Source organism: Pseudomonas sp. RIT-To-2, from assembly GCF_029623465.1.
In the GTDB taxonomy this organism is placed as follows: Bacteria; Pseudomonadota; Gammaproteobacteria; order Pseudomonadales; family Pseudomonadaceae; genus Aquipseudomonas; species Aquipseudomonas silvicola.
On the sequence record NZ_JAPYKM010000014.1, the window covers coordinates 127,597 to 154,318 of the forward strand.

27 protein-coding genes are annotated in these 26,722 nt (G+C 64.9%); 9 read left to right on the plus strand and 18 right to left on the minus strand.

Annotation, left to right across the window (positions count from 1 at the left end; all coding sequences use genetic code 11):
* Window positions 1-63 precede the first annotated feature (63 nt).
* The 3 genes from QBK88_RS15010 to QBK88_RS15020 all read left to right on the plus strand — a co-directional run bounded on the left by QBK88_RS15010 (window position 64) and on the right by QBK88_RS15020 (window position 2,811).
* A complete protein-coding gene (locus QBK88_RS15010) occupies window positions 64-594 on the plus strand; it encodes a cytochrome b (protein ID WP_277962608.1) in 531 nt (176 codons plus the stop codon).
* A 71-nt stretch (window positions 595-665) separates the two neighbouring features.
* Entirely contained in the window at window positions 666-1,760 is a 1,095-nt protein-coding gene (locus QBK88_RS15015) for a glycosyltransferase family 4 protein (RefSeq protein ID WP_277962609.1), read from the plus strand.
* The gene (locus QBK88_RS15020) at window positions 1,753-2,811 is read left to right on the plus strand and encodes a hypothetical protein (protein ID WP_277962610.1); all 1,059 of its coding nucleotides are present in this window, start codon (window positions 1,753-1,755) and stop codon (window positions 2,809-2,811) included. The genes QBK88_RS15015 and QBK88_RS15020 overlap by 8 nt, the downstream gene beginning before the upstream one ends.
* A gap of 48 nt (window positions 2,812-2,859) precedes the next feature.
* Here QBK88_RS15020 and QBK88_RS15025 read toward each other — a convergent pair whose 3' ends face one another.
* Entirely contained in the window at window positions 2,860-3,693 is an 834-nt protein-coding gene (locus tag QBK88_RS15025) for a galactosyltransferase-related protein (RefSeq protein WP_277962611.1), read from the minus strand.
* A 244-nt stretch (window positions 3,694-3,937) separates the two neighbouring features.
* Between QBK88_RS15025 and QBK88_RS15030 the strand changes: the two genes are divergently transcribed.
* Window positions 3,938-4,729 carry a tyrosine-protein phosphatase gene (locus QBK88_RS15030; protein ID WP_277962612.1) on the plus strand — a complete coding sequence of 264 codons (792 nt, stop codon included), beginning with the start codon at window positions 3,938-3,940 and terminating at the stop codon, window positions 4,727-4,729.
* Window positions 4,730-4,739: 10 nt separating this feature from the next.
* Here the strand turns inward: QBK88_RS15030 and QBK88_RS15035 are convergent, their stop codons facing one another.
* Entirely contained in the window at window positions 4,740-5,651 is a 912-nt protein-coding gene (locus tag QBK88_RS15035; protein WP_277962613.1) for a LysR family transcriptional regulator, read from the minus strand.
* A gap of 129 nt (window positions 5,652-5,780) precedes the next feature.
* Between QBK88_RS15035 and QBK88_RS15040 the strand changes: the two genes are divergently transcribed.
* Both QBK88_RS15040 and QBK88_RS15045 read left to right on the plus strand, forming a co-directional pair.
* Entirely contained in the window at window positions 5,781-6,716 is a 936-nt protein-coding gene (locus tag QBK88_RS15040) for a 2-hydroxyacid dehydrogenase (protein ID WP_277962614.1), read from the plus strand.
* 62 nt (window positions 6,717-6,778) lie between these two features.
* Window positions 6,779-8,134, plus strand: coding sequence for an MFS transporter (locus QBK88_RS15045; protein ID WP_277962615.1), 1,356 nt, complete (start codon window positions 6,779-6,781; stop codon window positions 8,132-8,134).
* A gap of 84 nt (window positions 8,135-8,218) precedes the next feature.
* Here the strand turns inward: QBK88_RS15045 and QBK88_RS15050 are convergent, their stop codons facing one another.
* The 3 genes from QBK88_RS15050 to QBK88_RS15060 are packed head-to-tail and all read right to left on the minus strand — an operon-like array spanning window position 8,219 to window position 11,238.
* Entirely contained in the window at window positions 8,219-9,514 is a 1,296-nt protein-coding gene (locus QBK88_RS15050) for an MFS transporter (protein WP_277962616.1), read from the minus strand.
* Between the two features lie 52 nt (window positions 9,515-9,566).
* Window positions 9,567-10,346: an SDR family oxidoreductase gene (locus QBK88_RS15055; protein ID WP_277962617.1), complete on the minus strand. Its 780-nt coding sequence runs from the start codon at window positions 10,344-10,346 to the stop codon at window positions 9,567-9,569.
* Entirely contained in the window at window positions 10,327-11,238 is a 912-nt protein-coding gene (locus QBK88_RS15060; protein WP_277962618.1) for a sugar phosphate isomerase/epimerase family protein, read from the minus strand. The genes QBK88_RS15055 and QBK88_RS15060 overlap by 20 nt, the downstream gene beginning before the upstream one ends.
* 129 nt (window positions 11,239-11,367) lie before the next feature.
* Between QBK88_RS15060 and QBK88_RS15065 the strand changes: the two genes are divergently transcribed.
* Window positions 11,368-12,264: a LysR substrate-binding domain-containing protein gene (locus QBK88_RS15065; RefSeq protein WP_277962619.1), complete on the plus strand. Its 897-nt coding sequence runs from the start codon at window positions 11,368-11,370 to the stop codon at window positions 12,262-12,264.
* Between the two features lie 102 nt (window positions 12,265-12,366).
* Here QBK88_RS15065 and QBK88_RS15070 read toward each other — a convergent pair whose 3' ends face one another.
* From QBK88_RS15070 to QBK88_RS15105, 8 genes are all read right to left on the minus strand, one after another.
* The gene (locus QBK88_RS15070) at window positions 12,367-13,137 is read right to left on the minus strand and encodes an SDR family NAD(P)-dependent oxidoreductase (protein ID WP_268142935.1); all 771 of its coding nucleotides are present in this window, start codon (window positions 13,135-13,137) and stop codon (window positions 12,367-12,369) included.
* Window positions 13,138-13,148: 11 nt separating this feature from the next.
* Complete coding sequence (gene rhaT, locus QBK88_RS15075) at window positions 13,149-14,207, minus strand: L-rhamnose/proton symporter RhaT (RefSeq protein ID WP_277962620.1); 1,059 nt, start codon at window positions 14,205-14,207, stop codon at window positions 13,149-13,151.
* Window positions 14,208-14,283: 76 nt separating this feature from the next.
* Window positions 14,284-14,646 carry an L-rhamnose mutarotase gene (gene rhaM, locus QBK88_RS15080; protein WP_277962621.1) on the minus strand — a complete coding sequence of 121 codons (363 nt, stop codon included), beginning with the start codon at window positions 14,644-14,646 and terminating at the stop codon, window positions 14,284-14,286.
* On the minus strand, window positions 14,643-15,494 hold the full coding sequence (locus QBK88_RS15085; protein ID WP_277962622.1) for an amidohydrolase family protein: 852 nt from the start codon (window positions 15,492-15,494) through the stop codon (window positions 14,643-14,645). Before QBK88_RS15085 ends, rhaM begins: the two co-directional genes overlap by 4 nt.
* Window positions 15,495-15,596: 102 nt before the next feature.
* Window positions 15,597-17,030, minus strand: a complete 1,434-nt coding sequence (aldA, locus tag QBK88_RS15090; RefSeq protein WP_277962623.1) for an aldehyde dehydrogenase — start codon at window positions 17,028-17,030, stop codon at window positions 15,597-15,599.
* A gap of 16 nt (window positions 17,031-17,046) precedes the next feature.
* The gene (locus QBK88_RS15095; protein ID WP_277962624.1) at window positions 17,047-17,847 is read right to left on the minus strand and encodes an HpcH/HpaI aldolase family protein; all 801 of its coding nucleotides are present in this window, start codon (window positions 17,845-17,847) and stop codon (window positions 17,047-17,049) included.
* Complete coding sequence (gene rhmD, locus QBK88_RS15100; protein WP_277962625.1) at window positions 17,844-19,040, minus strand: L-rhamnonate dehydratase; 1,197 nt, start codon at window positions 19,038-19,040, stop codon at window positions 17,844-17,846. The genes QBK88_RS15095 and rhmD overlap by 4 nt, the downstream gene beginning before the upstream one ends.
* Window positions 19,041-19,065: 25 nt before the next feature.
* Complete coding sequence (locus QBK88_RS15105) at window positions 19,066-20,364, minus strand: MFS transporter (RefSeq protein ID WP_277962626.1); 1,299 nt, start codon at window positions 20,362-20,364, stop codon at window positions 19,066-19,068.
* 131 nt (window positions 20,365-20,495) lie between these two features.
* On the opposite strand from QBK88_RS15105, the gene QBK88_RS15110 reads away from it, so the two are divergent.
* Window positions 20,496-21,440, plus strand: a complete 945-nt coding sequence (locus QBK88_RS15110) for a LysR family transcriptional regulator (RefSeq protein ID WP_277962627.1) — start codon at window positions 20,496-20,498, stop codon at window positions 21,438-21,440.
* A 112-nt stretch (window positions 21,441-21,552) separates the two neighbouring features.
* Complete coding sequence (locus tag QBK88_RS15115) at window positions 21,553-23,361, plus strand: aminopeptidase P family protein (RefSeq protein WP_277962628.1); 1,809 nt, start codon at window positions 21,553-21,555, stop codon at window positions 23,359-23,361.
* An 88-nt stretch (window positions 23,362-23,449) separates the two neighbouring features.
* Here the strand turns inward: QBK88_RS15115 and QBK88_RS15120 are convergent, their stop codons facing one another.
* The 5 genes from QBK88_RS15120 to QBK88_RS15140 all read right to left on the minus strand — a co-directional run.
* A complete protein-coding gene (locus QBK88_RS15120) occupies window positions 23,450-24,046 on the minus strand; it encodes a 2-hydroxychromene-2-carboxylate isomerase (protein ID WP_277962629.1) in 597 nt (198 codons plus the stop codon).
* 26 nt (window positions 24,047-24,072) lie between these two features.
* A complete protein-coding gene (locus QBK88_RS15125; protein ID WP_268142914.1) occupies window positions 24,073-24,810 on the minus strand; it encodes an SDR family oxidoreductase in 738 nt (245 codons plus the stop codon).
* Window positions 24,811-24,917: 107 nt separating this feature from the next.
* Window positions 24,918-25,199: a hypothetical protein gene (locus QBK88_RS15130; protein WP_268142912.1), complete on the minus strand. Its 282-nt coding sequence runs from the start codon at window positions 25,197-25,199 to the stop codon at window positions 24,918-24,920.
* 179 nt (window positions 25,200-25,378) lie between these two features.
* The gene (rhtA, locus tag QBK88_RS15135; RefSeq protein ID WP_277962630.1) at window positions 25,379-26,266 is read right to left on the minus strand and encodes a threonine/homoserine exporter RhtA; all 888 of its coding nucleotides are present in this window, start codon (window positions 26,264-26,266) and stop codon (window positions 25,379-25,381) included.
* 234 nt (window positions 26,267-26,500) lie between these two features.
* Window positions 26,501-26,722: hypothetical protein (locus tag QBK88_RS15140; protein WP_277962631.1), on the minus strand; the 222-nt coding region annotated here is incomplete at its 5' end.

Sequence of the window (26,722 nt, forward strand, 5' to 3'; positions counted from 1 at the left end):
GGGCCGCTGCAATGAGCTAACCTTCAGGCTTGGCAACCGACATCGGTTGGGTCAGGGGGCTCCATGGCGCGGTACACGGGCATCGCTCAGGCTCTGCATTGGCTGACAGTCGCGGCGCTGTGCCTGCTGCTGCCTTTTGTCTGGGTGGCGGAGAATTTTCCCCCTGGCCCAGTGCGCGTCTTCTGGTACATGGCCCACGAGTCCATGGGCATCAGCGTATTCCTGATGGTGCTGATACGCCTTACCTGGCGGTGGCGCCACCCCGCGCCCGCTTACCCCGCTGGTATCGGCCGGGTGACCGCTGTGCTGGCGGGGCTTACCCATGGCCTCCTTTACCTCGTGCTGCTGATAATGCCCGTCACGGGCTACCTGATGGCGGGAAATGGCCAGGACGTACCGTTTTTCAGGATGCTCGCGTTGCCGGGGTTTGCGCACGACGAGGGGCTGGGAAAGGCCGCCGACACGGTGCATGTGTGGTGCCAGTTCGCGGTGTATGGGCTGATCGTGCTGCACGTGGCGGCAACCGTCTGGCATGTGGCCGTGCGCCGCGATGGCATGCTGGAGCGAATGCTGCCACCCCAGCACCTTCGTTGAAGTCAGGTGCACCCGGGCGGAACCATTGCCGTTCGCTGACGCCTGAATGAATAACCGGAAGGAGGCAGCGCATGTGGCGCAGCGACCCGCTCGAGAATTCCCAACCCTTCGTACAAGGAGAACAGCCCCTGCGTATCGGCGTGCTTACCCATATTCGCTTCCCGGTGTGCCAGCCCTTTGCCGGCGGGCTGGAAGCGTTCACCCATGACGTGACGCTCGGCTTGCGGGCCCGTGGCCACGCGGTGACCCTGTTTGCCAAGGGCGGTAGCGCCGCGCAGTTGGAGGCGGTGCCTGTGCCGGACGAGGACGCGTGCCGACGCCCCAGCGTGAGTAGCGCCTATATCGCCGAGCACCATGCCTACCTGAAACTCATGCAGCGTATCGACGACTACGGCTTCGATGTGATCTTCAACAACAGCCTGCACTACGTGCCCGTGACCATGGCGTCACTGATCCGCACGCCGATGCTCACCGTGCTGCACACGCCGCCGTTCTTCGAGATGGTCAATGCGCTGCGGGGCGATCGCCAGGCCGGTCGTTTCAGTACGCTGTCGGCCGCGAACGCACGTCGATGGGCGGACGTAGTACCGCGGTGCGCGGTGATTCCCAACGGTATCGATCTGCACGGTTGGCAGCCCGCCGGGACCGTTGGCGAGCACGCGTTGTGGTTTGGCCGGCTGGTGGCGGACAAGGGCGCGCACCTGGCCATCGACGCCGCTCGCCTGGCCGGCATACCCTTGCGGCTCGCTGGGCAAGCGGTGGACGATACTTATTTCAAGGCGCAGATCAGGCCTCGGCTGGGGCCGGGTGTCGAGTACCTGGGCCATCTGCAGCGGCCCCAGCTTGCCACCGAGCTGGCCAGCGCCGCCGTGGCCCTGGTGACCCCTTGCTGGGATGAGCCTTTCGGCCTGGTGGTGGCCGAGGCACTGGCTTGTGGCACCCCGGTGGCTGCCTTCGACCGGGGGGCCATGGCTGACCTGATCAGCGAGGAGGTCGGCTGCCTGGTGCCGCCCGATGACGTAGCCGCGCTGGCCGCCGCCATCGCGACCGCCCGTGGCAAGTCGCGCCAGGCCTGCCGAGCACGGGCCGAAACCCTGTGGGACCAGAACCTGATGCTGGACCGCTACGAAGCCTTGTTGACTGAAGTGGCTGCGCGTCATGCCTGAGCCACAGGTAGGTTATTACGTGCACCACCATGGCGCCGGTCATGGTGTACGTGCCGCGCAGATTGCCCAGGCGTTGCGCGTGCCGGTGACGCTGATCGGCTCGCAGTTACCGGGTGAATTGCCGCCTGGCGTGCGCCACTTGCAGTTACCGGGCGACACGGCGGCGGGCATGCAGGTGGAACGCTTCGACGTATTGCACTATGCCCCCTTGGCCGTGGATGGCCTGCGCGAGCGCATGGCGATGCTCGCGCAATGGTTGGCCGAGCACTGGCCCTGCGTGCTGGTGGTGGACGTATCGGTGGAAGTCGCCCTGCTCGCGCGGCTGTGCGCGGTGCCGGTGGTGTATGTGCGCCAGCACGGCTTGCGGGACGATGCGGCCCACCGCCTGGCCTATGAAAGCGCCAGCGCGCTGCTGGCGCCCTATCCGGCCCCGATGGAAGCGCCCGACACGCCCCGCTGGCTACGCGACAAGACCACCTACAGCGGCTGGCTCTCGCGGTTTGCCGGCGCGCCGTGCGCCACGCCGCGAACGGGGCAGGTCCTGATCATCACCGGGCAGGGCGGTACCGGCCTGTCGGTTGCCCTGATCGAAGCGATCGCGCGCCAGTGCCCTGATTGGCACTTGCGCATAGCCGGTGGCCTGGCGCCAGGTGCGGCGCTCCCGAACCTGCAGTGGCTGGGGCGCGTGACCAACCCGCAAGCGCACATGGTCAACGCGGAAGTGGTGGTTGGCAGTGCCAGCGACAGCCTGGTGGGCGAGGCGGCTTCACTGGGTTGCCGCTACATCGCCGTGGCCGAACACCGCCCCTTTGACGAGCAACGGCGGCAGGCGCGGCGCTTGAATGAGTTGGGCGTGGCAATAGGGCTGGAGCAGGGCTGGCCGGCAGCACACCAGTGGCCGGCTCTACTGGAGGCGGCGCGCAGCCTCGACCCCCGCCACTGGCAAGGTTGGGCCGATGTGAGTGCCGCGGCGCGCGCCGCACGCCTCATCGAAGCCACCTTGGCCATGGCCTGTAGCCGCGGCGCTGGCCGCGTCCCAGGCACTGATTAGGGCCAGGCACACCGCCCACGGTACCTGGGACGCAGAGGCAAGCCCCGATCAACTGCCTTTAATCAGTGCCCGTTCCACGTCCTCGGCAGACGGCGCCTGAATGATTTCAAGGTGCTCGTCGGTCCAGCGCAACAGGCCCTGTTCAGTGAACGCGTGTAGCCAGCCCTCCATGGGCCAGACACCCCAGCGACGATGGAAGCGTCGCGCATTGACGATGATGTCGGCGAAGTGGTTCAGCGGCGGGTCGTAACTGGGGTGGTACTGGTGGAAGGCCATCGCCGGGTTGTCGAGCACGGGCACGCCCGCGGCCCTGGCCCGGAACGCAAAGTCGGTGTCCTCACCGCCATACCCCCGATAATCTTCATCGAACCCGCCTATGCGCGCGAACACAGTGCCCGTGCAGGCGAAGTTCAGCGACCAGAACAGGTGGTGGGGCAGGGCGCTGCCCGGTCCGCTGCGAAAGCGCGCCAGCGCATGCTCCACGCCTTGCGCATACAACGCGGCCTCGTTCCAGCCCGCGCCATTGGCACCCTGGGGCAGGTAGCGAACCTGGCCCATGTGCAGCGCATCGGGCTGAGCCTGCAGGCCATCGCGGTACTGCGCCAGCAGGTCGTGCGCGGGAATGCAGTCGACGTCGAGAAACACCCAGGGTGCGACAGGGTCGATCGTGGCCACGTGATTGCGGGCCTTGGCCAATGGCAAACCACCGGGCTCATCCACGCGCAGGGTATGGATGGGAAACACATGGCTGCTGAATGGGCCGGGCGCCTCGTTCATGTGCACGATCCACAAGCCCTGCGGGGTAAGGCTGGACAGCTCCAGGCCGCGGATCAGGTTCGCCAGGTGGGCGCCACGGCCGTGCACCAGGGTAATCACCTTCATGGGTAACTCTCGCCATCAGGAACAATGCTCGCACACGGCCGGGGTACGCGCCTTGCGACTGGATGTGCAGTGGACAGGGCCGCCGGCCCCCCGGTTCCTTTATCCGACAGGCTGCCAACCCTCTGCCCAGTGACGATTCAGGCGCACAGGGCATCCCCATTCTGTCGACCCGCTTCATGTTGAGACCCTGGCGAATGGCGTAAGATCCCGCGTCCAACCTTAATGTCCACCTGGAGATCCCGCGATGGCAGTACCCATTGATAACGTGCCGCTGTTGGCCGGCGCACCGAACTTTCGCGACATGGGTGGTTGTTCGACAAAAGACTCAAGGACTGTGCGGCGTGGTCAACTATACCGCTCGGAGGGCCTGGCAGGGCTGACGCCTGAGGATCTGGAGGTGGTACGCGGCCTGGGTGTCCAGCTTGTCTGTGACCTGCGCAGCGCCAGGGAAAGAGCTCATATACCCACGCGATGGCCAGAAGGTACCTCGGTGCAGGTGCTGCATCTGGATGTGAGCGCGGACGTGCGGGCAGGTAACGCCGCCATGGCCAAGGCGCTGCTGGACAACCCCTCGGCAGAGGGCGCCAGGCAGGCCATGCTGATCTCTTATCGACACTTTCCAGAGGCGTTCGCGCCGCATCTCTGCACCCTGTTCGAGCAGTTGTTGGCCAACAAGGGCCTGCCGCTGGTGTTCCACTGCGCGGCGGGCAAGGACCGCACCGGGTTTCTCGCGGCGGTGCTGCTCGCGGCCCTTGGGGTCGAGGAGCAAAGCATTCTGGATGATTACCTGCTGAGTACCAGGTACTGGAGCGGCCCACGGGGCGAAGCCTCCATCCGGCAGGTGCTGACCGTGATGTTTGGTGTCGCGCCGGACGATGCGGTCATCGCGCCCCTGGTGTCGGCGGAGAAGGAATACCTGGCGGCGGCTTTCGACGCCATCGTCGAGCGCTACGGCAGCGTCGACGATTACCTCGAAACGGTGGCCGGCGTGGGCCCGGAGCAGAGGCAAACGTTGAGAAACGTGCTGCTCGAGTAGCATGGCCGCTTCAGCAGTCAATACCTTGCTGCCCGGGGGCCGCCTGAAAGTAACTCAAGGCCATGCCAACGAACGGCGCAACGGCTGGGTTGTCGTTGTCTCGCCGAGCCGCCATGTACAGCTCTGCGTGGGGTGAGGCATCTTTGAGCGGCCGAAACTGCAAACGGCCCGGATACAGGTGGCGGGCCGCGGCCGGGACAATCGCCAAGCCCAGGCCCGCGCGAACCAGGCCGAGGATGGAGTGGGTCTGGCCCAGGTAATAGCGGTAGCTGGGAGCTATTCCCGCAATCGCGAACAGCCCGGCGATGCAGTCGTAGAAATAGCGCCCCTCGTCGGGTGAGTACATCACGAAGGGTTGCTGATCCAGCTCGCCCATGCTGATTGCTTGCCGCGGCACAAGGGGGTGGCCTTCAGGCAAGGCGACCAGCAAGGGTTCGCGGCTGATCAGGTGATAGTCGAACACGTGGCGCTCTGCGGCGCGGCGCACGAAAGCCAGGTCGATCATGTTGGCTTCCAGTGCTTCCATCTGGGCGCCCGACACCATTTCACGCAGGCCAACCCCCACGTTCGGCATCTGCCTGGCCGCATGGTCCAGCAGCCCTGGAATCAGGTCATAGCCGCTGACGGCGGTAAACCCCACCATCAACTGCCCCACTTCGCCGCGTTCCAGGCGCCGGGCAACATCGGCCGCCTGCGCGGTATAGGTGAGCACATGGCGAGCGTCGCGCAGAAAATGCTGGCCGGCGATGGTCAGCTTGACCTGGCGGTTGCCGCGGTCGAACAAGGTGACCCCCAGGGACCGCTCCAGCAACTGGATCTGCCGGCTGAGCGGCGGCTGCGTCATGAACAGGCGCTGGGCGGCCCGGCCGAAATGAAGCTCTTCTGCAACCATGACGAAGCAGCGAAGTTGGTGAAGTTCCACGATTCAATTCTTGTATGGGTCGATTCAGTATCTATGTTAGACCGGCATCGTTGGTTTTCCTACTCTTGAGCTTAATCGGGCGTGCGCTGCAAGCCCGGCACAATAACGACTGCTCAAGCAGGCGACACCATGACCGACATCCTCCTGACCCAGCCCGTCCCCGCGCCCATCGATGCCCGTTTGCAGGCACTCTATACCCTGCACAGGCTCTACGAAGCGGCCGACCAGGATGCTTATCTACGGCAGGTGGGCGGGCGTATCCGCGCCGTGGTCACCGGCGGCGCCAAGGGCTTGGCCAATACCGTGATGGACCGTTTGCCGGCGCTTGAAGTCATTGCCATCAGCGGTATCGGCACCGATGCCGTGGACTTGCAGCACGCCAGGCGGCGCGGTGTGCAGGTCACCACCACACCGGGTGTGCTCACCGACGACGTGGCTGACATGGCCATGGGCTTGTTGATCATGGCCCTGCGCGACCTGGGCAATGGCGAGCGTATCGTGCGGGCCGGGCAATGGGGCGCGGTGGTGCAACCGTTGGCGCGCAAGGTCACGGGCATCGAGCTCGGCATTGTCGGGCTGGGCCGGGTAGGCCATGCCATCGCCAAGCGCGCCCAGGCGTTCGGCATGACCATCCGCTATACCGACTTGCAGGTGCAACCCGACAGCGGCCATGAGTTCATCCCCGACCTCACGGAGCTGGCGCGCCGCAGTGACGTCCTGGTGCTGGCGGCATCGGCGGATCAGGGCAAGGCTATCATTACCGCGCAGGTACTGCAGGCGTTGGGCCGCGACGGTTACCTGATCAACGTGGCGCGCGGCAAACTGGTCGACGAACCTGCCCTCATCGACGCTCTGCGCGAGGGGGTGATCGCCGGTGCCGGTCTGGACGTATTCGCCGACGAGCCGCGGGTACCCGAGGCACTGCGCGCATTGCCCAATGCCGTGCTGCAACCGCACCGCGCCAGCGCCACCGAACAGACCCGGTTGGCCATGGGCGAGATCGTGCTGGCCAACCTGCAAGCCTGTTTCCAGGGCCAGCCGTTACCCACGGCGGTCGCCTGCTGAGCCATTTGGCTCGCGCTCCATTCCAACAATAAAGCCTCCCCGCGAGGAGGCCGGAGGCTCCCATGAATGCAAAGATCGCTTCGCTGGCAACGCCCATTGCCGAGGCCAAGGTGGGCCGTCGCCGTTTCGTGATTCTGTCGCTGATATTCACGGTCACCGTGCTCAACTACGCCGACCGCGCCACCATGTCCATTGCCGGTACAGGGGTGGTCAAGGACCTGGGGCTGGACCCGATCATGCTGGGCATGATTTTCTCGGCGTTCGCCTGGGCGTACGCGTTGGGGCAGATACCCGGCGGCTGGTTGCTCGACAAGTTCGGGGCGCGCCGTGTGTATGGCTGCAGCCTGCTGCTGTGGTCGTTGTTCACCATGATGCAAGGCACGGTGGGGTGGTTCGGCATCGTCGGCTCCAGTGCCGCGGCCACGCTGTTTGGCATGCGGTTCATGCTGGGGCTGGTGGAGTCGCCGGCGTTCCCGGCCAACAACCGCATCGTTTCCTGCTGGTTCCCCACCAGTGAACGCGGTACGGCATCGGCCCTGTTCAACTCGGCTCAATACATGGCAGTGGTGGTCTTCGCGCCGCTGATGGCCTGGCTGACGCATGCCCTGGGCTGGGAGCATGTGTTTCTGTGGATGGGCGCGCTGGGCCTGGTGGCTACGGTATTCTGGTTCGCGTTGTACCGCGAGCCGCTCAGTGACCCACGGCTGTGCGACGAAGAGCTGGCTTACATGCGTGAAGGCGGCGCCTTGGTCGACCTGGAAGCCACGCGCAAACTGACCAAGCCAACGCTCTCGTTCGCCGAGGTGGCACAGCTTTTCACCCACCGGACGCTGTGGGCTATTTACCTGGGCCAATACTGCATCACCGCGCTGACCTATTTCTTCATTACCTGGTTTCCCATCTACCTGATCAAGGGCCGCGGGCTGACGATCATGGAAGCCGGCTGGGTAGCGGCATTGCCGGCGATCTGTGGGTTTTCGGGGGGCGTATTGGGCGGCGTGGTGTCGGACTACCTGATTCGCAAGGGCATGCACCCTTCCCGGGCGCGCAAGACGCCGTTCGTGATCGGCATGGTGTTGGCCGCCAGCCTGGTTTCGGCCAATTACGTGGACGCCAACTGGATGGTGATCGCCCTCATGGCGCTGGCCTTCTTCGGCAAGGGGCTGGCGGCGGTGGGGTGGGCAGTGCTCTCGGACACCGCGCCCAAAGGTATGGTGGGCTTGAGTGGCGGGGTGTTCAACGGCATCGGTAACATCGCTGGCATCGTCACGCCGGTGGTCATCGGCTTTTTCGTGGCCTCCACCGGCTCATTCGACATGGCCTTGTGGTTCGTCGCCGCCCATGGTGTGCTGGGCATCTTTGCCTACGTGGTGCTGGCGGGGCGGTTTGAGCGGGTGGAGATTGCCCCCGCGGGGTAACCGCCACTGCCTGTGGGCATGGCCAGGTGGTGTGCCAGTTGCCAGCGAGCGATCAAGGCGTCGGACGCTCGCTGGCCTGTACGCTCAGGCAGTGCCCAGCGCACTCACCGGCCGGGGCTCTGTAGCCGGCCTCGACGCCAACGCGGCGATGCACGCGATCAGCGCCAGGCCTCCGATGAAATAGCCCACCGGCAACCAACCGGCCCCTTGATTCAGCAGGGCATAACACAGGGTGGGCGAGAAGCCCGAGACGATGAAGCTCAACTGCGTCGCCAGCCCGACTCCGGTGTAGCGCACGCGGATGCTGAACAACTCGGCGTAGAACGACGGCCACAGGGCGTTTGGCGCACTGTAGAGCACCGCCTTGAGCAATACGGTGGCGAAGATGATCAGGCCGATCTGGCCGGTGGTGATGGACCACAGGAACAGGAACACACCAGCGCAGCAAGCCAGCGATCCCAGCGCGAAAATGCGCTTCTTGCCGATACGGTCCGCCAACAGCCCGTAAAGCGGTTGGCAGATCAGCGCCACCACCTGGCTGGCGGCGATGGCCGTCAGCATCGCCGAACGGTCGACGTGCTGGTTGTTGGTGGCCCAGGACAGGCCGAAGATCATGACCAGCGATGACACCGAACAGATCAGGGCGCAGCAGAACACCGTGATGAACGCGCGCCATTCCTTGCTGAACATCTCCACCACTGGCGCCTGGGCGACCTCTTTGCGTTTTTCCAGGAACTCGGGGCTTTCGTCCACGCCACGGCGGATCATCCAGGTGATGGTGACCATCACCGCGCTGAGCAGGAAGGGGATGCGCCAGCCCCACGCCAGCAGTTGTTCTTCCGACAGCATTGAGAGCGGGATGAACACCGAGGTCGCCAGGATCGAGCCCATGGAAGCGCCATTGATCAACCAACTGGTGTAGAACGCACGCTTTTTGCCAGGCGCATGCTCCATTGTCAGGAGGCTGGCGCCTACCTGTTCGCCGCCTGCGGACAGGCCTTGCAGCAGCCGGCAGAACACCAGCAGCGCCGGCGCCCAGGCGCCTACGCTGGCGTGGGTCGGCAGCAGGCCGATCAGGGAGGTGGACAGGCCCATCAGCACCAGGGTCATCATCAGCACCCGCTTGCGGCCGATGCGGTCACCCAGGTGGCCGAAAATCAAGGCGCCGAAGGGGCGGGCGATGTAGCCCACGCCAAACGTGGCCAGCGCCGCCAGGGTGCCCGCCATGGGGTCGGAGGAGGGGAAGAACAGCGTACTGAACACCAGCGCGGCTGCCGAACCGTAGATGAAGAAGTCGTAATACTCCACCACACTGCCGAGGAAGCTGCCGAAGGCGGCCTTGCGAGCCATCCTGCGGTCGTAGGGTTGATGTGTGCTCATGGGCAACCTTTATTTATTGTCGTTGTTGGGGTTGAGTGGTCAGGGTGTGCAGTCAGCCGTTGCCGAACGGCGCCAACTGGCTGCCGCCGCACACGTGAATGACCTCGGCGGTAATGAACGCCGCGTCGTGGGAGGCCAGGAAGGCGGTGGTATTGGCGATATCCGCAGGGGTGGTCAGGCGCTTGAGCGGGGTGTTGCGAATAGAGCCCTGCACCATGGCGTCGAAGCTTTCCAGGTCGCGACCGTCCTGGGTGAACGCCGAAGGCAGCAAGCCGGGCGCGATGGCGTTGACCGTCACGTTGCACGGCGCCAGTTCACGCGCCATCGAGCGGGTCAGGCCCACCAGCCCAGCCTTGCACGCAACATAGGCGGGTGGGCCACCGGCCACCCAGCAACGTGACACCATGTTGATCACCCGGCCGTTGCCCTGTTTTCTCCAGTATGGGGCCACCTGCTGGCACAGCAGGGCAGGGCCGCGCAGATTGACCGCCATCATGTGGTCCCACTGCACAGGATCGAAGTCGAACAGCGAGCCGCGATGGTTGACCGCGGCATTGTTGACCACGACATCGATGCGGCCAAAGGCCGACCCGGTCTGCTCGACCATGGCCGCGATGGACGTTGCATCGCCCAGGTCGGCTTGCAGGGCGAGGGCGCGCTGGCCAGGTTCCAGCATCAGGTCCTGGACCAGTGCCTGGGCGGCCTCGACGTTCAGGTCCACGGCAACGATATCCAGGCCATCCTTGCACAAGCGCTTGCAGATGGCCCGGCCCAGTTCGCCGGCGGCACCGGTGATCAAGGCTACGCGGCGTTCAGTGGGTGCAGTGGTCATGGGCAGTCCTTCTTGCAGGGGGGGAAGTGACGCCCGGGTTGTCCAGGCCCAGGTAGTCACGGATGAGGGCGCGGTTGCGCGCCAGTTTGTCCAGGTCGCCACAGGCGCTGGTGCAGAAATCCTCGATGGACACCCAGTCGTCGAAACCACTTTCGCGCAGGGTACTCAGCATCTGGCGCAAGGGGAGCACGCCTTCGTCTGGAGGGCACCATTCCCAGGCCCAGCCAAGCCCGGGGCCCTGGGCCCTGTAGGCTACATTCTTGACCTGGACGTGGGCCAGGTGAGCGCCCATCAGCTCCAGCGACAGCTTGACGTTTTCCCGGCCTTCGATGGCCAGGTTGCCCATGTCGTAGAGGATGCCCAGTTGCTGCGGCGGGTAATGTTCGGCGATGCGCATGGCCAGCGACGGGCTGGCGCAGATGGTGCGCTGGTGCACTTCAAGCACCAGTTGCACGCCATTCGCCTGCGCGCGGGGCACAATAAGGTCCAGAAACCGGCGCATCCGCGCGCACGCCAGGGTGTAGCTCTCCCGTTCAGGGTCGGGCGCCCACAGGCGCAGGCGGGCCTGCCCGGCCAGCGCGGCAAGGTCGATCAAGCGCAAGGCCTGCTGCACGTCGCCTACCGCCAGGTAGGGGCTGAGGGCAAAGATCGTCAGGCCGGCGGCGTCACACAGGTGGCGGATGCGCTGCACCGATGCTTCGTCGGGCGCCACGGTGCAGCGATTGTTGTCACGGGCATGCCAAGGGGCCGCCGGGTTGAGTTGGCGGGTGTCTGCCACGCGCCATTCGACACCTTGGTAACCCAGCCTGGCGAGCTCGTCGATCAAGCTTTCCGGGGATAGGCTGGGCAGCGATGCGCTTGAGACGCCCAGCCGCATATCCAGAGTCCGCATGAGGTTGTCCTCGGTTCTTGTTGTGTGAGAAAGACAGGGGTCCATCCTAGGTCAAACTCGAGGTTGATTAAATTGATATAAAATCCGACCTTGGTTAACCTCCAGGTTGATCAAGCAAGGGGGCCAGCTGTGAGCCTTATCAACCTTCGCCACCTGCGGGTGTTTGCCGCGGTGGTCAGTTCGGGCAGCCTGGCCACCGCAGCCAGGCTGATGCACATCACCCTGTCGGCCGTCTCCAAAAGCCTCAAGGAGCTGGAGCAGGACGTCGGCGCGCAACTGTTGATACGTGGCCGCAAGGGCGTGCAGCTGACCCAGGCCGGCGAGACGTTTCACCAACATGCCGCCCAGGCGCTGAGCAGCTTCAACCAGGCGCTGGCGCTGCCCCAGACCGCGCCGCTGATGCCCCAGGTACTGCGCGTGGGCGCGCTGCCCACGGCGGCCGGCTACATGCTGGCGCCAGTGGTCGCACACATGCGCGAGCAGGCGCCGCATGTGCAGGTGCAAGTCGTGTCAGGGGTGTATGAGTTCCTGGTGGGCAAGTTGCGTACCGGTGCCATCGACCTCATTGTCGGGCGGTTGATCGGCAGGGATATGCTCGGCGTGGCGTTCGAAGCGCTGTATGAGGAAGACCTGTTGATGGTCGTGCGCAGCGGGCATCCGCTGGCGGATCGCGAGCACTTGCGGCTCGAGGACTTGCGCCCGCACGTGCTGATCACGTCGCCCAAGGGGTCGCTGGTGAGAATCAGCGTCGAAAACTTTCTGCTGTCCGAGAACGCCAGTGAACGGTTCGACATCCTCGAATCGCTGAGCGAGACCTTTTCGCGGGTCTACGTGCAGGACTACGACGCCGTCTGGTGTGTGCAGCGTGGGGTGGTCGACCTGGACCTGCGCCTGGGCATCGTCCGTGCGCTGCCATTCACCAGCCCGTTGCTGCGCGCACCGGTAGGGCTCACGACGCCGACGGATCGGCCGTTGAGCGAGGCGGCGGCGCACTTCGCCGCGTTGTTGCGGGCCTGGCGTGCGTGACGATGCCAGGCACATGGAGGCCTTGGCCGCGCAGGCGCCGCCAGCGGTGTGCCAGGCATGCCGGGTGACGGCCGACGCTGCCTGGCGGCCACTGCTGCAGGGTTACTGCAGGTTCACGTACAGGCCACCATCCACCAGCAATGAAGCCCCCGTCACGTACCGCGCCATGTCCGAGGCCAGGAACACCACCGGGCCGGCGATATCATCCGGTTCGCCCAGCCGCCCCAGTGGGGTGCGCTGGGTCATGTAGGCCAGTTTGTCCGGGTCGGCCAGGTCGTCCTTGTTGATGTCGGTGGCGATGGTGCCAGGTAGTACCGAGTTGCAGCGGATACCATACGGCCCCAGCGCGATGGCGCAGGATTGCATCAGGGAATGCAGGCCCGCCTTGGTGGGCGTGTAATGGGTTTGCAGGCCGCCACCCACCAGCGCGCTGATGGAGCTGATGGCAATGATCGCGCCGCCGCGGCCCTGGTCTTTCATCTGGTTGGCAGCGGCCTGGACGGCGAAGTAGGCGCCATTGAGGTTGGTGTTGACGGTCTTCAGGTAGGTCTCGCGGGGCATGTCCAGGAACGAGTGGAACGGGCAGATGCCGGCATTGTTGACGAACACGTCGACACTGCCGAACGCTTCCAGCGCGCCGGCCACCAGCTTGCCGCCGGTGTCGGGGTCGGCGGCGTCGCCGGGCACGTCGATGGCCTGGCCGCCGAACGCGCGGATTTCCTCGATCAGCGAGGCGGCGGCCTGGTTGCCCTGGGCGCTGCCGCTATGGCCGATGACCACGCGGCCCCCTTGGCGGGCACATTCGCGGGCCACGGCGCGGCCGATGCCGCGGGAAGCGCCGGTGATGATCACGGTTTTGTCCTTGAGCAGCATTTCATTTCTCCTCAGCTTAAGTAATTGCCATAGCCCACCAGGGTGATGGCAGCCAGGATCACCACGATCCCTGCCAGCAAAACGCCCTTGGTAGCCCTGCTGGTGCCTTGCCACTCCTTGAAGTACAGGCCCCAGACGTTGGACACGATGATGATGAACGACATGTGCAGCACCCAGCTGCTGGCGTCATTGTGCAGGCGGCTTTCGCCCATCCCGTAGAAAAAGAACTGCAGGAACCACAGGGTGCCAGCGCACGCCACCAGCAGGTAGTTGGCCAGCAGCGGGGTGCTGCGGTCGCGGTAGTTGTGGAAGGTCTTGTTGCGCCAGTTCAACCACAGGCACCACAGGCCGTTGGTGGTCAGGCCGCCCCACATGATGACCATGAAGGTCACGTTGTTCTGGAACAGGCTGTTGGCACCGTGCTCCACGGCCGCCGCTGCCAGGGGCCTGCCGGCGGTGATGCCGTAGCTGAAGCTGGCGCTGAGCACGCCGCTGATCACCGCTACCAACAGGCCCTTGCCCAGCGCGAATTCGCTGACGCTCTGGAACTTGGTGCTGTCGGGCACTTCGCGCTCCTTGATGAACCCGGCGCGGCCGCACAACGCGATGCCGACCAGCGATACCGCCACGCCAATCAGCACGCACTGCCCGCCCAGGTTGGTGCACATGGCGCTGAGGGTGCCGGTGCTGTCATCGGTGAACAGGTCACGGTACAGCGGCGGCATCAACGCGCCCAGGGCCGAGGTCAGGCCCATGATCAACGACATGCCCAGGGACAGCCCCAGGTAGCGCATGGTCAAGCCGAACGTCAGGCCGCCGATGCCCCACAGCACGCCGAACAGGTACGTCCAGGCCAGTGTGGACGGGGCGGCCTGGCGCAGGATGTCGGCCCAGCCGGGCACGGTCAGTTGCGCGGCGATCAAGGGCACGATCAGCCAGGACACCAGGCCGCCGGTGATCCAGTAGCTTTCCCAGGCCCAGCCGCGGACTTTCTTGTAGGGGATGTAGAAACTGCCGGAGGCGAAGCCACCGATGAAGTGCAGCAGCACCCCGAGGATGATGATTTCCAAAGCATGATTCCCTTGTTGTTATTGTCGTAAAGCGTTCAGCAGTGGCCGTCAGGTCGCGTCGGCGTGGGTTCAGGCTTTACTGCGTTGGCCGGGGCGCAGCGTGCGGCAACTCTTGCACGGGGTCGGTTCTGAGCTCGAACATCGGTACCAGCTCCAGGCTCACCGGCGAGCCGTCGGGGTGGCTGGGCATGATGTCCTTCATGTGTTGCCACCAGCGTTGCATCACTGGCAGCTCCGGCAATTGATCGAGCAGGTGCTGGTCTTCATGCTGCATCACCGCGAACAGCGCATGGCTGTCGGGGTCCAGGAAGATGCGGTAGTCAACGATGCCAGCCTGCAGCAGGGCGTCTGCCAGTTCCGGCCAGAGTTGGTCGTGGCGCGTGCGGTACTCGTCGGCCATGCCGGGGTGCAGGTTCATGCGAAAAGCGCGGGTCTTCATCGCGCGCCCCCTGGCAGCCCATAGACGCGTGGGGCGTTATGCAGAAAGAATTTTTCCTGGGTATGTGCGGGGTGTGTCGCCATACATGCCTTGACCAGCCCCAGGGTGGTGGTGAAGTCGGCAAGGTGGTCACTGTTGGGCCAGTCGCTGCCGAAGAAGCAGCGGTCTTCGCCGAACAGTTCGAACAGGCGGCCCAGGACATCGCGATAAAAGCCGGCGTCGCGGATCAAACCGCCGTCGCCCACTTGCGGGATTTCTGCCAGCTTGGCCATCACCTGAGGGCGGCTTGCCAGTTCCTGCAGCTCGGCGGTGAAGGCCAGCGGCGCCGCATTGGGCAGGTGGTCGACGACAATGCGCAGGTGTGGCAGGCGTTCGCTGAGCGTGAGCAGGCCTTCGATCAGGCGCGCATCGGGGTTGGCGCTGTCCAGTACCAGGCCGCGTTCGGCCACCTGTGCCAGGGCGTCGATGAACCCGGCGCGCTGCTGGTCGCCGAGCAGGTCGCGGCCCCACAGGTTGCCGTAGCGGATGCCGCGAAAGCGTGGGTCACGTGCCAGCCGGTCGAGGTCGTCAGCGAAGGTCCCGGCCAGTGGGTCGAGGTTGCCGATGTAGCCCACCAGGCGCGGGTCCTGGTCAAGGGTGCGCAGTATCCAGTCGTTGTCTTCGCGACGCGGGCTGGCTTCCACCACCATGGCACCGATGACCCCGCAAGGTTCGGCCTGGCCCCAGTAATCGGCAGGCAGGCGCGGCCCGTAGATGGCGTCCCCCGGCTGCGGCCAGGGGATGCCTTCGGCGCGGGTCGGGTCGTAGAGGTGCAGGTGGCTGTCGAACAGAGGGCCGGTGTAGATCAAGATCAGCGTCCTTTCAAAGGCTTTTTCCAGCGTCGCGCCGCAGGCTGCAAGCAACGCGGATCTTCCGTGTGCTTGCAACGTGCGGCTTAAAACTCCACGCCGTCAGGCTTGGAGGTAGACCACATGAGTATGGGTATATTCATACAACCCATGCTTGCCATCGGCACCCCCCACGCCCGACTTGCGTACCCCCGCGTGGAAGCCCTGCATGGCCTCGAAGTTCTCGCGGTTGATGTAGGTTTCGCCAAAGTCTATTTCGCGCATGGCCTGCATGGCCTTGTTCAGGTCACGGGTGTACAGCGATGACGTCAGGCCGTATTCGCAGTCGTTGGCCAGGGCAATGGCTTCGTCCAGGCCGTCGACCACCTGGATCGGCAGTACCGGGCCGAAGATTTCCTTGCGCATGATCTCCATGTCGGCGCTGCAGCCCGCCAGCACAGTGGGCTGGTAGTGGAAGCCTGCGGGCCGGTCGGCGGGATTGCCGCCGGTGATCAACTGCGCGCCGTCGGCCAGGGCTCGGCGCACCTTGGCGTCGACGCTGTCCAGGCCCTGACGGTTGATCAACGGGCCCATTTCCACGCTGGCATCGGCCACTGGGTCGCCGTAGCGCGTGGCAGCCATGGCGGCGCCGATGCGCTCGATGAATTGATCGGCCACCTTGCGCTCCACGTACACCCGCTCGGCGCAGTTGCACACCTGGCCGGTATTGATGATGCGCGAGTCACGAATGGCTTTCACCGCCAGCTCAAGGTCGGCGTCGGCCAGCACGATGGCCGGGGCCTTGCCGCCCAGTTCCAGGTTGAGCTTGGTCAGGTTCGGCGCTGCCGCGGCCATGATACGTGCGCCCGTGTCGACGCTGCCGGTGAAGCTGATCATGTCGACCTTGGCATGTGCACTCAGGGCGGCCCCCACGCGCCCGTCGCCGCAGACCACGTTGAATACCCCGGCGGGCAGGTCGGTCTCGGCCACCAGCCGGGCGAATTCGAAGCAGTTGTTCGGGGTTTCCTCGCTGGGCTTGATGACAATGGTGTTGCCGGTCAGCAGTGCCGGGGCCATCTTGCGGGCGATGAGGAAGAACGGGAAATTCCACGGCAGGATACCGGCCACCACGCCCAGCGGTTTGCGCAACAGGAAGATGTTTTCGCCGGGGCGGTCGCTGCTGATGATCTCGCCCTCCATACGTCGGGCCCACTCGGCCATGTAGTCAAGGTAATCGGCGGTGAAGTTCACCTCAACCTCGGCCAGGGCGCCGATCTTGCCTTGCTCAAGGGTGATGGTGCGGGCCAGCGCGGGGGCGTGCTCGCGCAGTTTCGCGGCGATGCGGCGCAGGTGCCCCGCGCGTTCGATGGCCGGCTTGCGCGCCCAGTCCCGCTGCGCCTGGCGCGCGGCCGCCAGGGCGCGGTCGACCTCGTCGGGGCTGGCAGCCGGTACCCGCGACAGCAGGGCACCGGTGGCCGGGTTGAACACCTCCAGGTGCTCGGCGCTGGCGGTGAATTGGCCGTTGATGTAGTTCTGGTAAACCGGTACGGATGACATGGCAGGCTCCGTGAGTTCAGTAAGTGCGCGACGGCGCGGGGGTATGGGGGGTGTCACGGTAGCGCGCCAGGTTGTCCAGCGCCGCCTGGCGCAGCAGGCTGATATCGATACCCACGGCAACAAACTGACAACCCCAGCTCAGGTAGCGGCGAGCATCCTCCTCGCGCGGCGCCAGGATGCCGCAGACCTTGCCGGCGGCGAGGGTGGCGGCAATGGCGTGGCGGATTTTTTCCTGTACCTCGGGGTGCGACGGGTTGCCGGCATGGCCCAGCCCCGTGGACAGGTCCGCCGGGCCGATGAACACCGCATCCACACCTTCCACGGCCGCAATGGCTTCGACGTTGTCCACGCCCAGGCGCGATTCCACCTGCACGATCAGGCACAACTGCTCATGGGCGGTGTGCAGGTAATCAGGCACACCGTCCCAGCGTGTCGCGCGGGTCAGGCCGCCACCCACGCCACGGATGCCGTGGGGCGGGTAACGCATGGCGCGCACCAGGGCCTGGGCCTGCTCGGCGGTGTCGACCATGGGCACCATCAGGGTCTGGGCGCCGATGTCCAGCAATTGCTTGATCAGGTTAGCGTCGCCGGTCACCGGGCGCACCACGGGCGCGCAGCCATAAGGGGCCACGGCCTGCAACTGCGCCTGGATACTGGGTACGGTGTTAGGCGCGTGCTCGCCGTCGATCAGCATCCAGTCGTAACCGAACGTGGCCACCAGTTCGGCGGCGTTGCCGCTGGCGAAGCCGGCCCAGATGCCGTATTGAGGTTCACGCCTGGCCAACTGCGCCTTGAACGGGTTGATGGGCAGTTTCATGGGCGGGCTCCTCGGTCATAGGGGCGGTGCAGTTGGCATTCCGGGTTGAGCGTCACGCCAAAGCCGGGCTGGTCCAGGCGCGAAATGCGCATGCGGCCGTTCTCCGGCACCGGTTCGCCCAACAACTGCGGGTGGAACATCGGCACCACCTCATCGGCTTTGGGCGCCATCATCAGGAACTCGGCGAAGGGGCTATTGTGGCGGGTAGCGACGAAGTGGTAGCTGTACACCGAGGAACCATGGGGCACCACCAGGGTGTTGTGGGCGTCGGCCAGGGCACTGATTTTCACCAGCTCCGTGAGGCCGCCGCACCAGCCCACGTCCGGCTGGATGATGTCGCAGCAGCCCATTTCCAGCAGCATGCGAAAGCCCCAACGGGTGGCCTCGTGTTCGCCGGTGGTCACCAGCATGCCGCTGGGCACGGCCTTGCGCAGGGCCGCGTAGCCCCAGTAGTCATCGGGTGGCAGGGCTTCCTCGATCCACTTCAGGCCTAACTCGGCAGCGCCCTTGGCCAGGCGGGTGGCGTAGTTGAGGTCCAGGCTCATCCAGCAGTCGAGCATCAGCCAGAAGTCCTTGCCCACCCGTTCGCGCATGGTGGCCAGTTCCTCCAGGTTCTTGCGCAAGCCTTCCTCGCCTTCCGCTGGGCCGTAGTGCAGGGCCATCTTGCCACCGATGAAGCCCATCTTCTGGGCCAGGTCTGGCCGCGCGCCCGTGGCGTAGAATTGCAGTTCGTCACGCACTGCCCCGCCCAGCAACTGGTGCACCGGCTCCTGGCGGATCTTGCCCAGCAGGTCCCACAGGGCCAGGTCCACCCCGGAAAGGGTGTTGATGACCAGGCCCTTGCGCCCGTAGTACAAGGTGGACTGGTACATCTGGTCCCATATCAGTTCGAGGTCGGTGACCCTGGCGCCCTCCAGGAAGCGGGCCAGATGGTTTTCGACGATGTAGGCGGCCGGTTCGCCGCCCGTGGTCACGGCAAAACCGACGGTGCCGTCGCTGGCCTCGATTTCCACCACCAGGGTGCCCAGCACGTTGATGCCAAAGCTGCGGCGGCTCTGGCGGTACTGGGGATATTTGCTCATGGGCGTGGCGATGTGGTCGTCGATCCAGTGGCCGTCGCCCTGGTCGTGGTAGTCGGCGCCGCCGCCGCGCAGGGTAAAGGCGCGCACGTGTTTGATGGTTGGAATGCTCATGGACAGCTCCTTGCAGGTAGTCGAATCAGTGTTGATAGCCGGGGCGTGGTTGCGGCCTGGCCCTGGGTTTGAGGGCAATGCCCAGCACCAGGGCCGCGGCGACCACGGTGGTGGCGGCCAGTACATAGAGGCCGGCGGCGGGGGAGGCGAAGTGGATCTCGGCCCAGTTTTTCAGCACCGGGGCAATGAACCCGCCCAGGGCGCCGAAGGCATTGACGAGCGCGATGGCACCGGCCGCGGCGCTGCCGGCCAGGGTGCGCGAGGGAAAGGTCCAGAACACCGGTTGCACGGCGATGAAGCCGGCCGCGGCGAAACACAGGGCGACCATGCCCCACACCGGGCTGGTGACACTCACCGAGCCAGCGATACCAGCGGCTGCCACCAGTAGGGTCAGGCAGGCGACGCGGCGGTGGTCGCCACGGCTGTCCGCCTGGGCCGGCACCCACCAGGCGGCCAGCAGGGCGCACAGCCAGGGCAGGGCGGACACCAGGCCCACCAGCAGGCCGACCTTGCTGCCCAGCAGCCCGGCCACCTGGGTGGGCAGGTAGAACACCACGCCATAGACGCTGGCCTGGATGAGCAGGTAGATCAGGCACAGGTACAGCACCGCGGGTTGGCACAGGGTCTTCAGCACGCTGCCGTGGCCTGGCTTGGCGGCGTCTTCCTGGTCAATCACGCCTTGCAGCAGTTGGCGTTCTTCAAGGCTCAGCCATGCGGCATCGGCAGGGCGATTGTCCAGGTAAAAATAGGCCCACACGCCTACTGCGGTAGCCATCAGGCCCTCGACCACAAACAGCCACTGCCAGCCGTGTGCACCGGCCACGCCGTCCAGTTCCAGCAGCAGGCCCGACAGCGGGCTGCCAACGATGAACGCCAGCGGCGCACCAAAATAGAAGAAGCCCATGGCCCTGCCGCGCGCGGCGCCTGGGAACCAGTAAGTGAGGTAGAGGATGACGCCGGGGAAGAACCCGGCTTCGGCTACGCCGAGCAGGAAGCGCAGCAGGTAGAAGCTGGTCTCGGAGTGGGCCAGCACCATGGCCGCACTGATCAACCCCCAGCTCACCATGATGCGGCACATCCACAGGCGCGCGCCCACTCTGTGAAGGATGAGGTTGCTGGGCACCTCCAGCAAGGCGTAGCCGGCAAAGAACACCCCGGCACCAAAGGCGAACGCGGTGTCGCCCAGGCCGGTGTCGGCCTGAAACGCCTGGCGGGCGAAGCCGACATTGGCGCGGTCGAGGAAAGCCATGATGTACATCAGCAACAGGAAGGGCAGCAGGCGCCAGGACACCTTGGCCAGCAGGGACGCGGGTAAAGTCTTCACGGCAGCATCCTTTTGGAATTATTTGACTGCGTGGTGTGTGGCAGGACTGTACGGCGGCGGCGCTATGCGCTACAAATCGAATTTTTCTCATGTCCGATACCTTCAGGGTATCGGTGCGCCGGAGTTCCCCCATGCAGCCCGCCGCCGTCTCCCGCAGCCTGTTCAACCGCCTGCGCTACAAGCACTTGCACATGCTGGTGGCCCTGGGCAGCAGCGAAAACCTGCACCGCGCTTCGCAGACGCTGGCCATGTCCCAGCCTGCGGCCACACGCATGCTGCACGAGATCGAAGACATGTTCGGCTGCGAACTGTTCGAGCGTCTGCCTCGGGGCATGCGCCCTACCGCACTGGGGTTCGAACTGATCCGCTTCGCCGAAAACGCCCTGAGTGGACTGGACCGTTGCGCCGAGGATCTGGCGGCCCGCCAGCAGGGCGGTTTCGGGTACCTGGCCATCGGCACCCTGATGGGCGCGGCGCCCGGGCTGGTCATGGATTCCATCGCCGAAATCAAGCGCCGACACCCGCAATTGCGGATACGCATCATGGGCGACACCAGTGACCAGGTGATCCAACTGCTGGCTCAGGGGCGCATAGATCTGGCCATCGCCCGCCGCAACGCCAGCATCGACAGTCAGCACTATGATTTCGAGCCGTTGGGCAATGAGCGCCTGTTGCTGGTGGTGCACTGCCAGCACCCGCTATTGCAACGCGCAACGTTGAAACTGGCTGAACTGGTGAATGACTGGCCCTGGATACTGCAGCCTGACACCAGCCCGGCGCGTATTGCCCTGGACCAGGCCTTGCAGCGCGAAGGCCTGGTGGCCCCTGCGGACATCATCGAATGCAGTTCGGTGTATTCGATGCAGCAGTTGATCCAGCTCACGGACGCCATCATGGTGTTGTCGGAGACCGCCCTGCGCGATTACTTGCGCATGGGCCTGGTGACGGCGCTGCCGATCGAACTCGGCGAGCGCATGGCGCCGTTCGGGATTCTGTTGCGCAAGGGCGAGCCGGTCAGCCGGGAACTGGGGGCGTTCATCGAGTTGCTGCGGGCCAAGGCGGCGCAAGGGCAGTAAGGTCGCGGGGGCTGGGAAACAAGGACGAACAGTGCCACGGTTGCCCGCCAGCCGACGCTGCTGCATTATCCCAAGCCTATAACGAACCCATACCGTGGTAGCAGGAGTGAGCATGAGCACGCAGTCTTCAACCCCCAACGAGGTGCCCGCCCGCCTGGCCCAGGTGCGCGCCGTCATGGCCCGTGAAGGCGTCGATGCGCTGCTGGTGCCCTCCGCCGACCCGCACCTGTCCGAATACCTGCCTGGCTACTGGCAGGGGCGGCAATGGCTGTCGGGTTTCCACGGCTCGGTGGGCACCCTGGTGGTTACCCAGGCCTTCGCTGGCCTGTGGGCTGACAGCCGTTACTGGGAGCAGGCCGAGAAGGAACTGGCCGGCAGCGGTATCGAGCTGGTCAAGCTTGGCCCGGGCAAACCAGGGCCGCTGGAGTGGCTGGCCGAGCACACCCCGGACAACGGCACGGTGGCGGTGGACGGCGCGGTGATGGCCTTGGCCTCGCGACGCACCCTCAGTGAAAAACTGCACGGCCGCGGTGCCCGCCTGCGCACCGACCTCGACCTGCTGGCGGAGGTCTGGAACGACCGCCCGGCACTGCCCGATGCACCGGTCTACGCCCACCTGCCGCCGTACGCGACCGTCAGCCGCACCGAGAAACTCGCCGGTGTGCGCGCCGCCTTGCGTGAACGCGGCGCCGACTGGCATTTCATCGCCACGGTCGATGACATTGCCTGGCTGTTCAACCTGCGTGGCAGTGATGTCTCCTACAACCCGGTGTTTCTGTCGTTTGCCCTGGTCAGCCAGGACCAGGCACTGCTGTTCGTGGCACCGGGCAAGGTCGATGCCGAGTTGGCCGCCACCCTGGCCGCCGAGGGTGTGACCCTGCGCGATTATCACCAAGTAGGTGCGGCGCTGGCCGATGTGCCCGCTGCCGCGCGGTTGTTGGTGGACCCATTGAAGGTCACCTGTGGCCTGCTGGATCACCTGGACGCAGGCGTCAGCCTGGTGGAGGGCATTGCCCCGAGCACCTTTGCCAAGTCGCGCAAGAGCGAGGCCGACGCCGTGTACATTCGCCAGGCCATGGAGCAGGACGGCGCGGCGCTGTGCGAGTTCTTCGCCTGGCTGGAGCCGGCGCTGGCGCACCAGGTCGTCACTGAGGTCGACGTTGACACGCACCTCACCGCGGCCCGGGCCCGCCGGCCCAACTTCGTGTCCCTCAGTTTCGCCACCATCGCCGCGTTCAACGCCAATGGCGCCATGCCTCATTACCGTGCGACCGAAGAATCCCATGCGCGTATCGAAGGTGATGGTCTGCTGTTGATCGACTCCGGGGGCCAGTACCTGGGCGGCACCACCGACATCACCCGCATGGTACCGGTGGGCAACCCCAGCGAGGCGCAGAAGGCGGATTGCACGCGGGTGCTCAAGGGCGTCATCGCCTTGTCCCGCGCGCGGTTTCCGAAGGGCATCCTCTCACCGCTGCTGGACGCTATCGCCCGTGCGCCGATCTGGGCCGACAACGTTGATTACGGCCATGGTACCGGCCATGGTGTCGGCTACTTCATGAACGTGCACGAAGGCCCGCAAGTGATCGCCTACCAGGCCGCGCCGGGCCCGCAGACGGCCATGCAGGCGGGGATGATCACCTCCATCGAACCAGGTACCTACCGCCCGGGGCAGTGGGGCGTGCGCATCGAGAACCTGGCGATGAACCGTGAAGCCGGCAGCAGCGAGTTCGGTGAGTTTCTCAGCTTTGAAACCCTGACCCTGTGCCCGATCGATACCCGATGCCTGCTGGTGGAGCATCTGACGGCCGAAGAGCGTGGTTGGCTCAATGGTTATCACCGTGAAGTGCTGTCGCGGGTGGGGCCCCTGGTTCAGGGCGCTGCGCTGGAGTGGCTGCAGGTGCGCACCGCGCCGGTCTGATCCCTGTAGCAAGCGGCCGTGAGGCCGCGTCGGCTGCGCGGCGTTCGTGACGCGGGCTGTTCCGCTGCCATGGGCTTGTGCGTCCGACTCAAGCCCGTGACAACGCCTCACGCACAAAGTCCAGGCGGTCCTGGCCGAAATACAGCACGTCATCCACAAACAGGCTTGGCGCGCCGAATACCCCGCGTTGCAGGGCCTGTTCAGTGTTCTCCTTCAGTTGCTGCTTGACCGTTTCGTCCAGTACCAGCGCTTGCAGCGCCTGGGCATCGAAGCCCTCGGCTTCCACGGTTTCCTGCACCACTGCGGGGTCGCCCAGGTTCAGCCCTCTTACCCATAACGCCGAGAACAGGCAATCGAGCAGCGTCTGGAAGCGTTCTGGGTCGTGCATCTGGACGCCCGTCACCATGCGCATCAAGGGCAGCGTGTTGATGGGAAAGTGCGCGCTGAAGCGCAGTGGCACTTGGTAGCGCGCGGCAAAGCGCTGCAGGTCCTGGGTCATGTAGCGGCCCTTGGCCGGGATGCTGGCAGGGGAGGCATTGCCGGTGGCCTTGAACACGCCACCCAACAGCATGGGGCGGTACACCAGTTGGCCGCCGGTCTCGGCGCAGATCAGCGGCAATTGGGTCCAGGCCAGGTAGCTGGCGGGGCTGCCCAGGTCGAAATAGAACTCAACAGTCTTGCTCATGGCGGTAGCTCGCAGTCGGGGGAGGGTTACCAGCGTTCAGCCCAGGGGCGAAGGTCCAGCTCGAAGGTCCAGGCGTCCCTGGGCTGGGAATGCAGGAACCAGTAGTTCTCGGCGATATGGTCAGGGTCCAGGAGGCCGTCGCGGTCTTTTTCCGCATACTTTTCGGGAAATTGGGTGCGGATGAATTCGGTGTCGATGGCACCGTCGACGATGACGTGGGCCACGTGCAGGTTCATCGGACCCAGTTCGCGCGCCATGCTTTGCGCCAGGGCCCGCAAGGCGTGCTTGGCGCCGGCAAATGCGGCAAAGCCCGAGGCACCTCGGGTACCGGCGGTAGCACCGGTGAACAGCAGCGTGCCACGCTGGCGACCCACCATGCGCCGAGCCACTTCCCGGGCCGTGAGGAAGCCCGAGAAGCAGGCCATCTCCCAGATCTTGAAATACTTGCGCGCGGTTTCGTCGAGGATACTGCAGGGCACGTTGGCGCCGATGTTGAATACATAGGCTTCGATAGGCCCGATGTCTTGCTCGATGCGGTCCACCAACGCGATGACTTCGTCTTCCTTGCGGGCATCGCAGGCAAACCCGAACGCCTGGCCACCGTCAGCGTGGATACGGTCTACCAGCGGTTGCAATTTCTCCGCGCTGCGCCGTACCACGCAGGCGGTATAGCCTTCGCGGGCGAAACGGCGGGCAATGGCGCCACCGGTGGCATCGCCGGCACCGATGACCAGCACGACTTTGTTATGGGGTACTGACGCCATGATGCAGTTCCTTCGAATGTCGATGGAACGAACCATAGGTCATGTTTCGGCGGGGCGGCAACCAATGGCCGACCCTTTCTGAAGGGCGTTTGCACTTTTTCGCAGGGCTACTTGCAGATGACGATCATGCTGCGGCTGGTGTAGCCGGCCGGGTTGAGCCCGAAGGGGTAGTCACCGGGGTCTTCCACGGCGTCGCCGGACTTGGCCAATACCTTGTAGCCCTTGGCCCCGCAGGAATCGGCGGCGGCCTGGTAGCACTTGTCCCAATTGGACGACAGCCCCGAGCAGTTGATATGCAATCCTTTCCTGCCATGCTTGACTGAGGTGTGTGAAGTGGCAGCGCAACCGGCAATGGCCAGGATCGCTGTCATGATCAGCAAATGTTTCATTGATGTCCTTACTGGCATGCCCGGATCTAGCGCCCGAGTCTGATTAACGGCTTATCACCTGATCCGTCTGGGACATCCTGTCACGGTCGAAAACTTCAAGTTTCACGAAGGGTTACAGCCTAAACAGGCTGGCGCTTTGCCGCAATTGCCAATGACGATTTTTCTGTATTGGTTTTGGTTCAATCCGCCACGGGGGTCGGGTGGGGTTCGCGGCTCATGGTCAATGTGGCGCCAATGGAAGCGGTTATGATCGAGGCGATGGCCAGCCATTGGTTGAACGACAGCACTTCGTGCAGGAACAACAGCCCCGACAACGCGCCGAACGCCGGTTCGATGCTCATGAGGGTACCGAAGGTACGGGCGGGAAGGCGCGTCAAGGCCACCATTTCCAGGCTATAGGGCAGTGCTGTCGACAACACCGCCACGCCCAGGGCAACGGGCAGCAGGGCAGGGGAGAGCAACGCGGTGCCAGCGTGGACGATGCCGATGGGCGCGATGAAAACCGCCGCCACCACTACCCCCAGGGCTGCGCCTTGTATGCCATTGTCGGCGCCGGCCTTCTGCCCGAACAGAATGTAAAGCGCCCAGCATGCACCGGCCCCCAACGCATACGCTACCCCGACGGGGTCAAGCCCAGCCTGGGCATCACCGGTAGGCACCAGCAGCACCAGCCCCAGCACGGCCAGGGCTATCCAGAGAAAGTCCAGAGGTTTTCGTGATGCAAACAGCGCCACGGCCAGTGGCCCGGTGAATTCCAGGGCCACGGCGATCCCCAGGGGAACGCTGCGCAGTGCCATATAGAAGAGGAAGTTCATCCCGCCCAGGGCGATGCCGTAGATCACCACCGTCAACAGCGAGCGGGCGGTCAGCGTCGCCCGCCAGGGGCGAAGCAGCAGCACCATGATGACGGCGGCGAAGATCAGGCGCAGGGTGGTGGTGCCCTGGGCGCCGATCACGGGGAACAGGGTTTTGGCCAGCGAAGCGCCGGACTGGATGGACGCCATGGCGATCATCAGCAAGCCAACGGGAAACAGCATGGCGCCGAGACTGCGGCGGGGGGTGGTCATTGCGGGGTGGGTCCTTCTCTATATAGAAACGGGCGACAGGGGCGAACATGATGCGCAATTGTGGTGGGTTGGGCAATATAGTGCGCAGGGGGGCTTCAGGCCCGGTAGGAGCATGTTGGGGGATCGCATCAAGGCCGCCAGGTGTAGGGCTCTGGCTTTTCCGGCTTTCTCAAGACCGAGCGCCGCCCGCGCGGCGCGTTCGCGAGCAAGCTCTGCTCCAACACGCCTGGGACGTCACCGCAACCGCCTTGCTCGTACCACCACAGATCTGTAGCGAACAAACAAGGCGGTCGAGGTGATCCCACAGGCATAACTGGCCCGAAACAGATGTGGGAGCAGAGCTTGCTCGCGAAGCGCCGCGCGGGCGGCGCTCGATGTCATGAGGCATGAAGATCCCCGGGCAGGCACCTGGCGGCCTTTATAAGGTGGCAAGCGAGAAAGCTTTTGATCTTTATA

Bases quoted from the DNA above. Each gene is read 5' to 3' on its own strand.
- QBK88_RS15010 (WP_277962608.1), top strand. From the start codon at position 64: ATGGCGCGGTACACGGGCATCGCTCAGGCTCTGCATTGGCTGACAGTC.
- QBK88_RS15015 (WP_277962609.1), top strand. From the start codon at position 666: ATGTGGCGCAGCGACCCGCTCGAGAATTCCCAACCCTTCGTACAAGGA.
- QBK88_RS15020 (WP_277962610.1), top strand. From the start codon at position 1,753: ATGCCTGAGCCACAGGTAGGTTATTACGTGCACCACCATGGCGCCGGT.
- QBK88_RS15025 (WP_277962611.1), bottom strand. From the start codon at position 3,693: ATGAAGGTGATTACCCTGGTGCACGGCCGTGGCGCCCACCTGGCGAAC.
- QBK88_RS15030 (WP_277962612.1), top strand. From the start codon at position 3,938: ATGGCAGTACCCATTGATAACGTGCCGCTGTTGGCCGGCGCACCGAAC.
- QBK88_RS15040 (WP_277962614.1), top strand. From the start codon at position 5,781: ATGACCGACATCCTCCTGACCCAGCCCGTCCCCGCGCCCATCGATGCC.
- QBK88_RS15045 (WP_277962615.1), top strand. From the start codon at position 6,779: ATGAATGCAAAGATCGCTTCGCTGGCAACGCCCATTGCCGAGGCCAAG.
- QBK88_RS15050 (WP_277962616.1), bottom strand. From the start codon at position 9,514: ATGAGCACACATCAACCCTACGACCGCAGGATGGCTCGCAAGGCCGCC.
- QBK88_RS15055 (WP_277962617.1), bottom strand. From the start codon at position 10,346: ATGACCACTGCACCCACTGAACGCCGCGTAGCCTTGATCACCGGTGCC.
- QBK88_RS15060 (WP_277962618.1), bottom strand. From the start codon at position 11,238: ATGCGGACTCTGGATATGCGGCTGGGCGTCTCAAGCGCATCGCTGCCC.
- QBK88_RS15070 (WP_268142935.1), bottom strand. From the start codon at position 13,137: ATGCTGCTCAAGGACAAAACCGTGATCATCACCGGCGCTTCCCGCGGC.
- rhaM (WP_277962621.1), bottom strand. From the start codon at position 14,646: ATGAAGACCCGCGCTTTTCGCATGAACCTGCACCCCGGCATGGCCGAC.
- aldA (WP_277962623.1), bottom strand. From the start codon at position 17,030: ATGTCATCCGTACCGGTTTACCAGAACTACATCAACGGCCAATTCACC.
- QBK88_RS15095 (WP_277962624.1), bottom strand. From the start codon at position 17,847: ATGAAACTGCCCATCAACCCGTTCAAGGCGCAGTTGGCCAGGCGTGAA.
- rhmD (WP_277962625.1), bottom strand. From the start codon at position 19,040: ATGAGCATTCCAACCATCAAACACGTGCGCGCCTTTACCCTGCGCGGC.
- QBK88_RS15110 (WP_277962627.1), top strand. From the start codon at position 20,496: ATGCAGCCCGCCGCCGTCTCCCGCAGCCTGTTCAACCGCCTGCGCTAC.
- QBK88_RS15115 (WP_277962628.1), top strand. From the start codon at position 21,553: ATGAGCACGCAGTCTTCAACCCCCAACGAGGTGCCCGCCCGCCTGGCC.
- QBK88_RS15120 (WP_277962629.1), bottom strand. From the start codon at position 24,046: ATGAGCAAGACTGTTGAGTTCTATTTCGACCTGGGCAGCCCCGCCAGC.
- QBK88_RS15125 (WP_268142914.1), bottom strand. From the start codon at position 24,810: ATGGCGTCAGTACCCCATAACAAAGTCGTGCTGGTCATCGGTGCCGGC.
- QBK88_RS15130 (WP_268142912.1), bottom strand. From the start codon at position 25,199: ATGAAACATTTGCTGATCATGACAGCGATCCTGGCCATTGCCGGTTGC.
- rhtA (WP_277962630.1), bottom strand. From the start codon at position 26,266: ATGACCACCCCCCGCCGCAGTCTCGGCGCCATGCTGTTTCCCGTTGGC.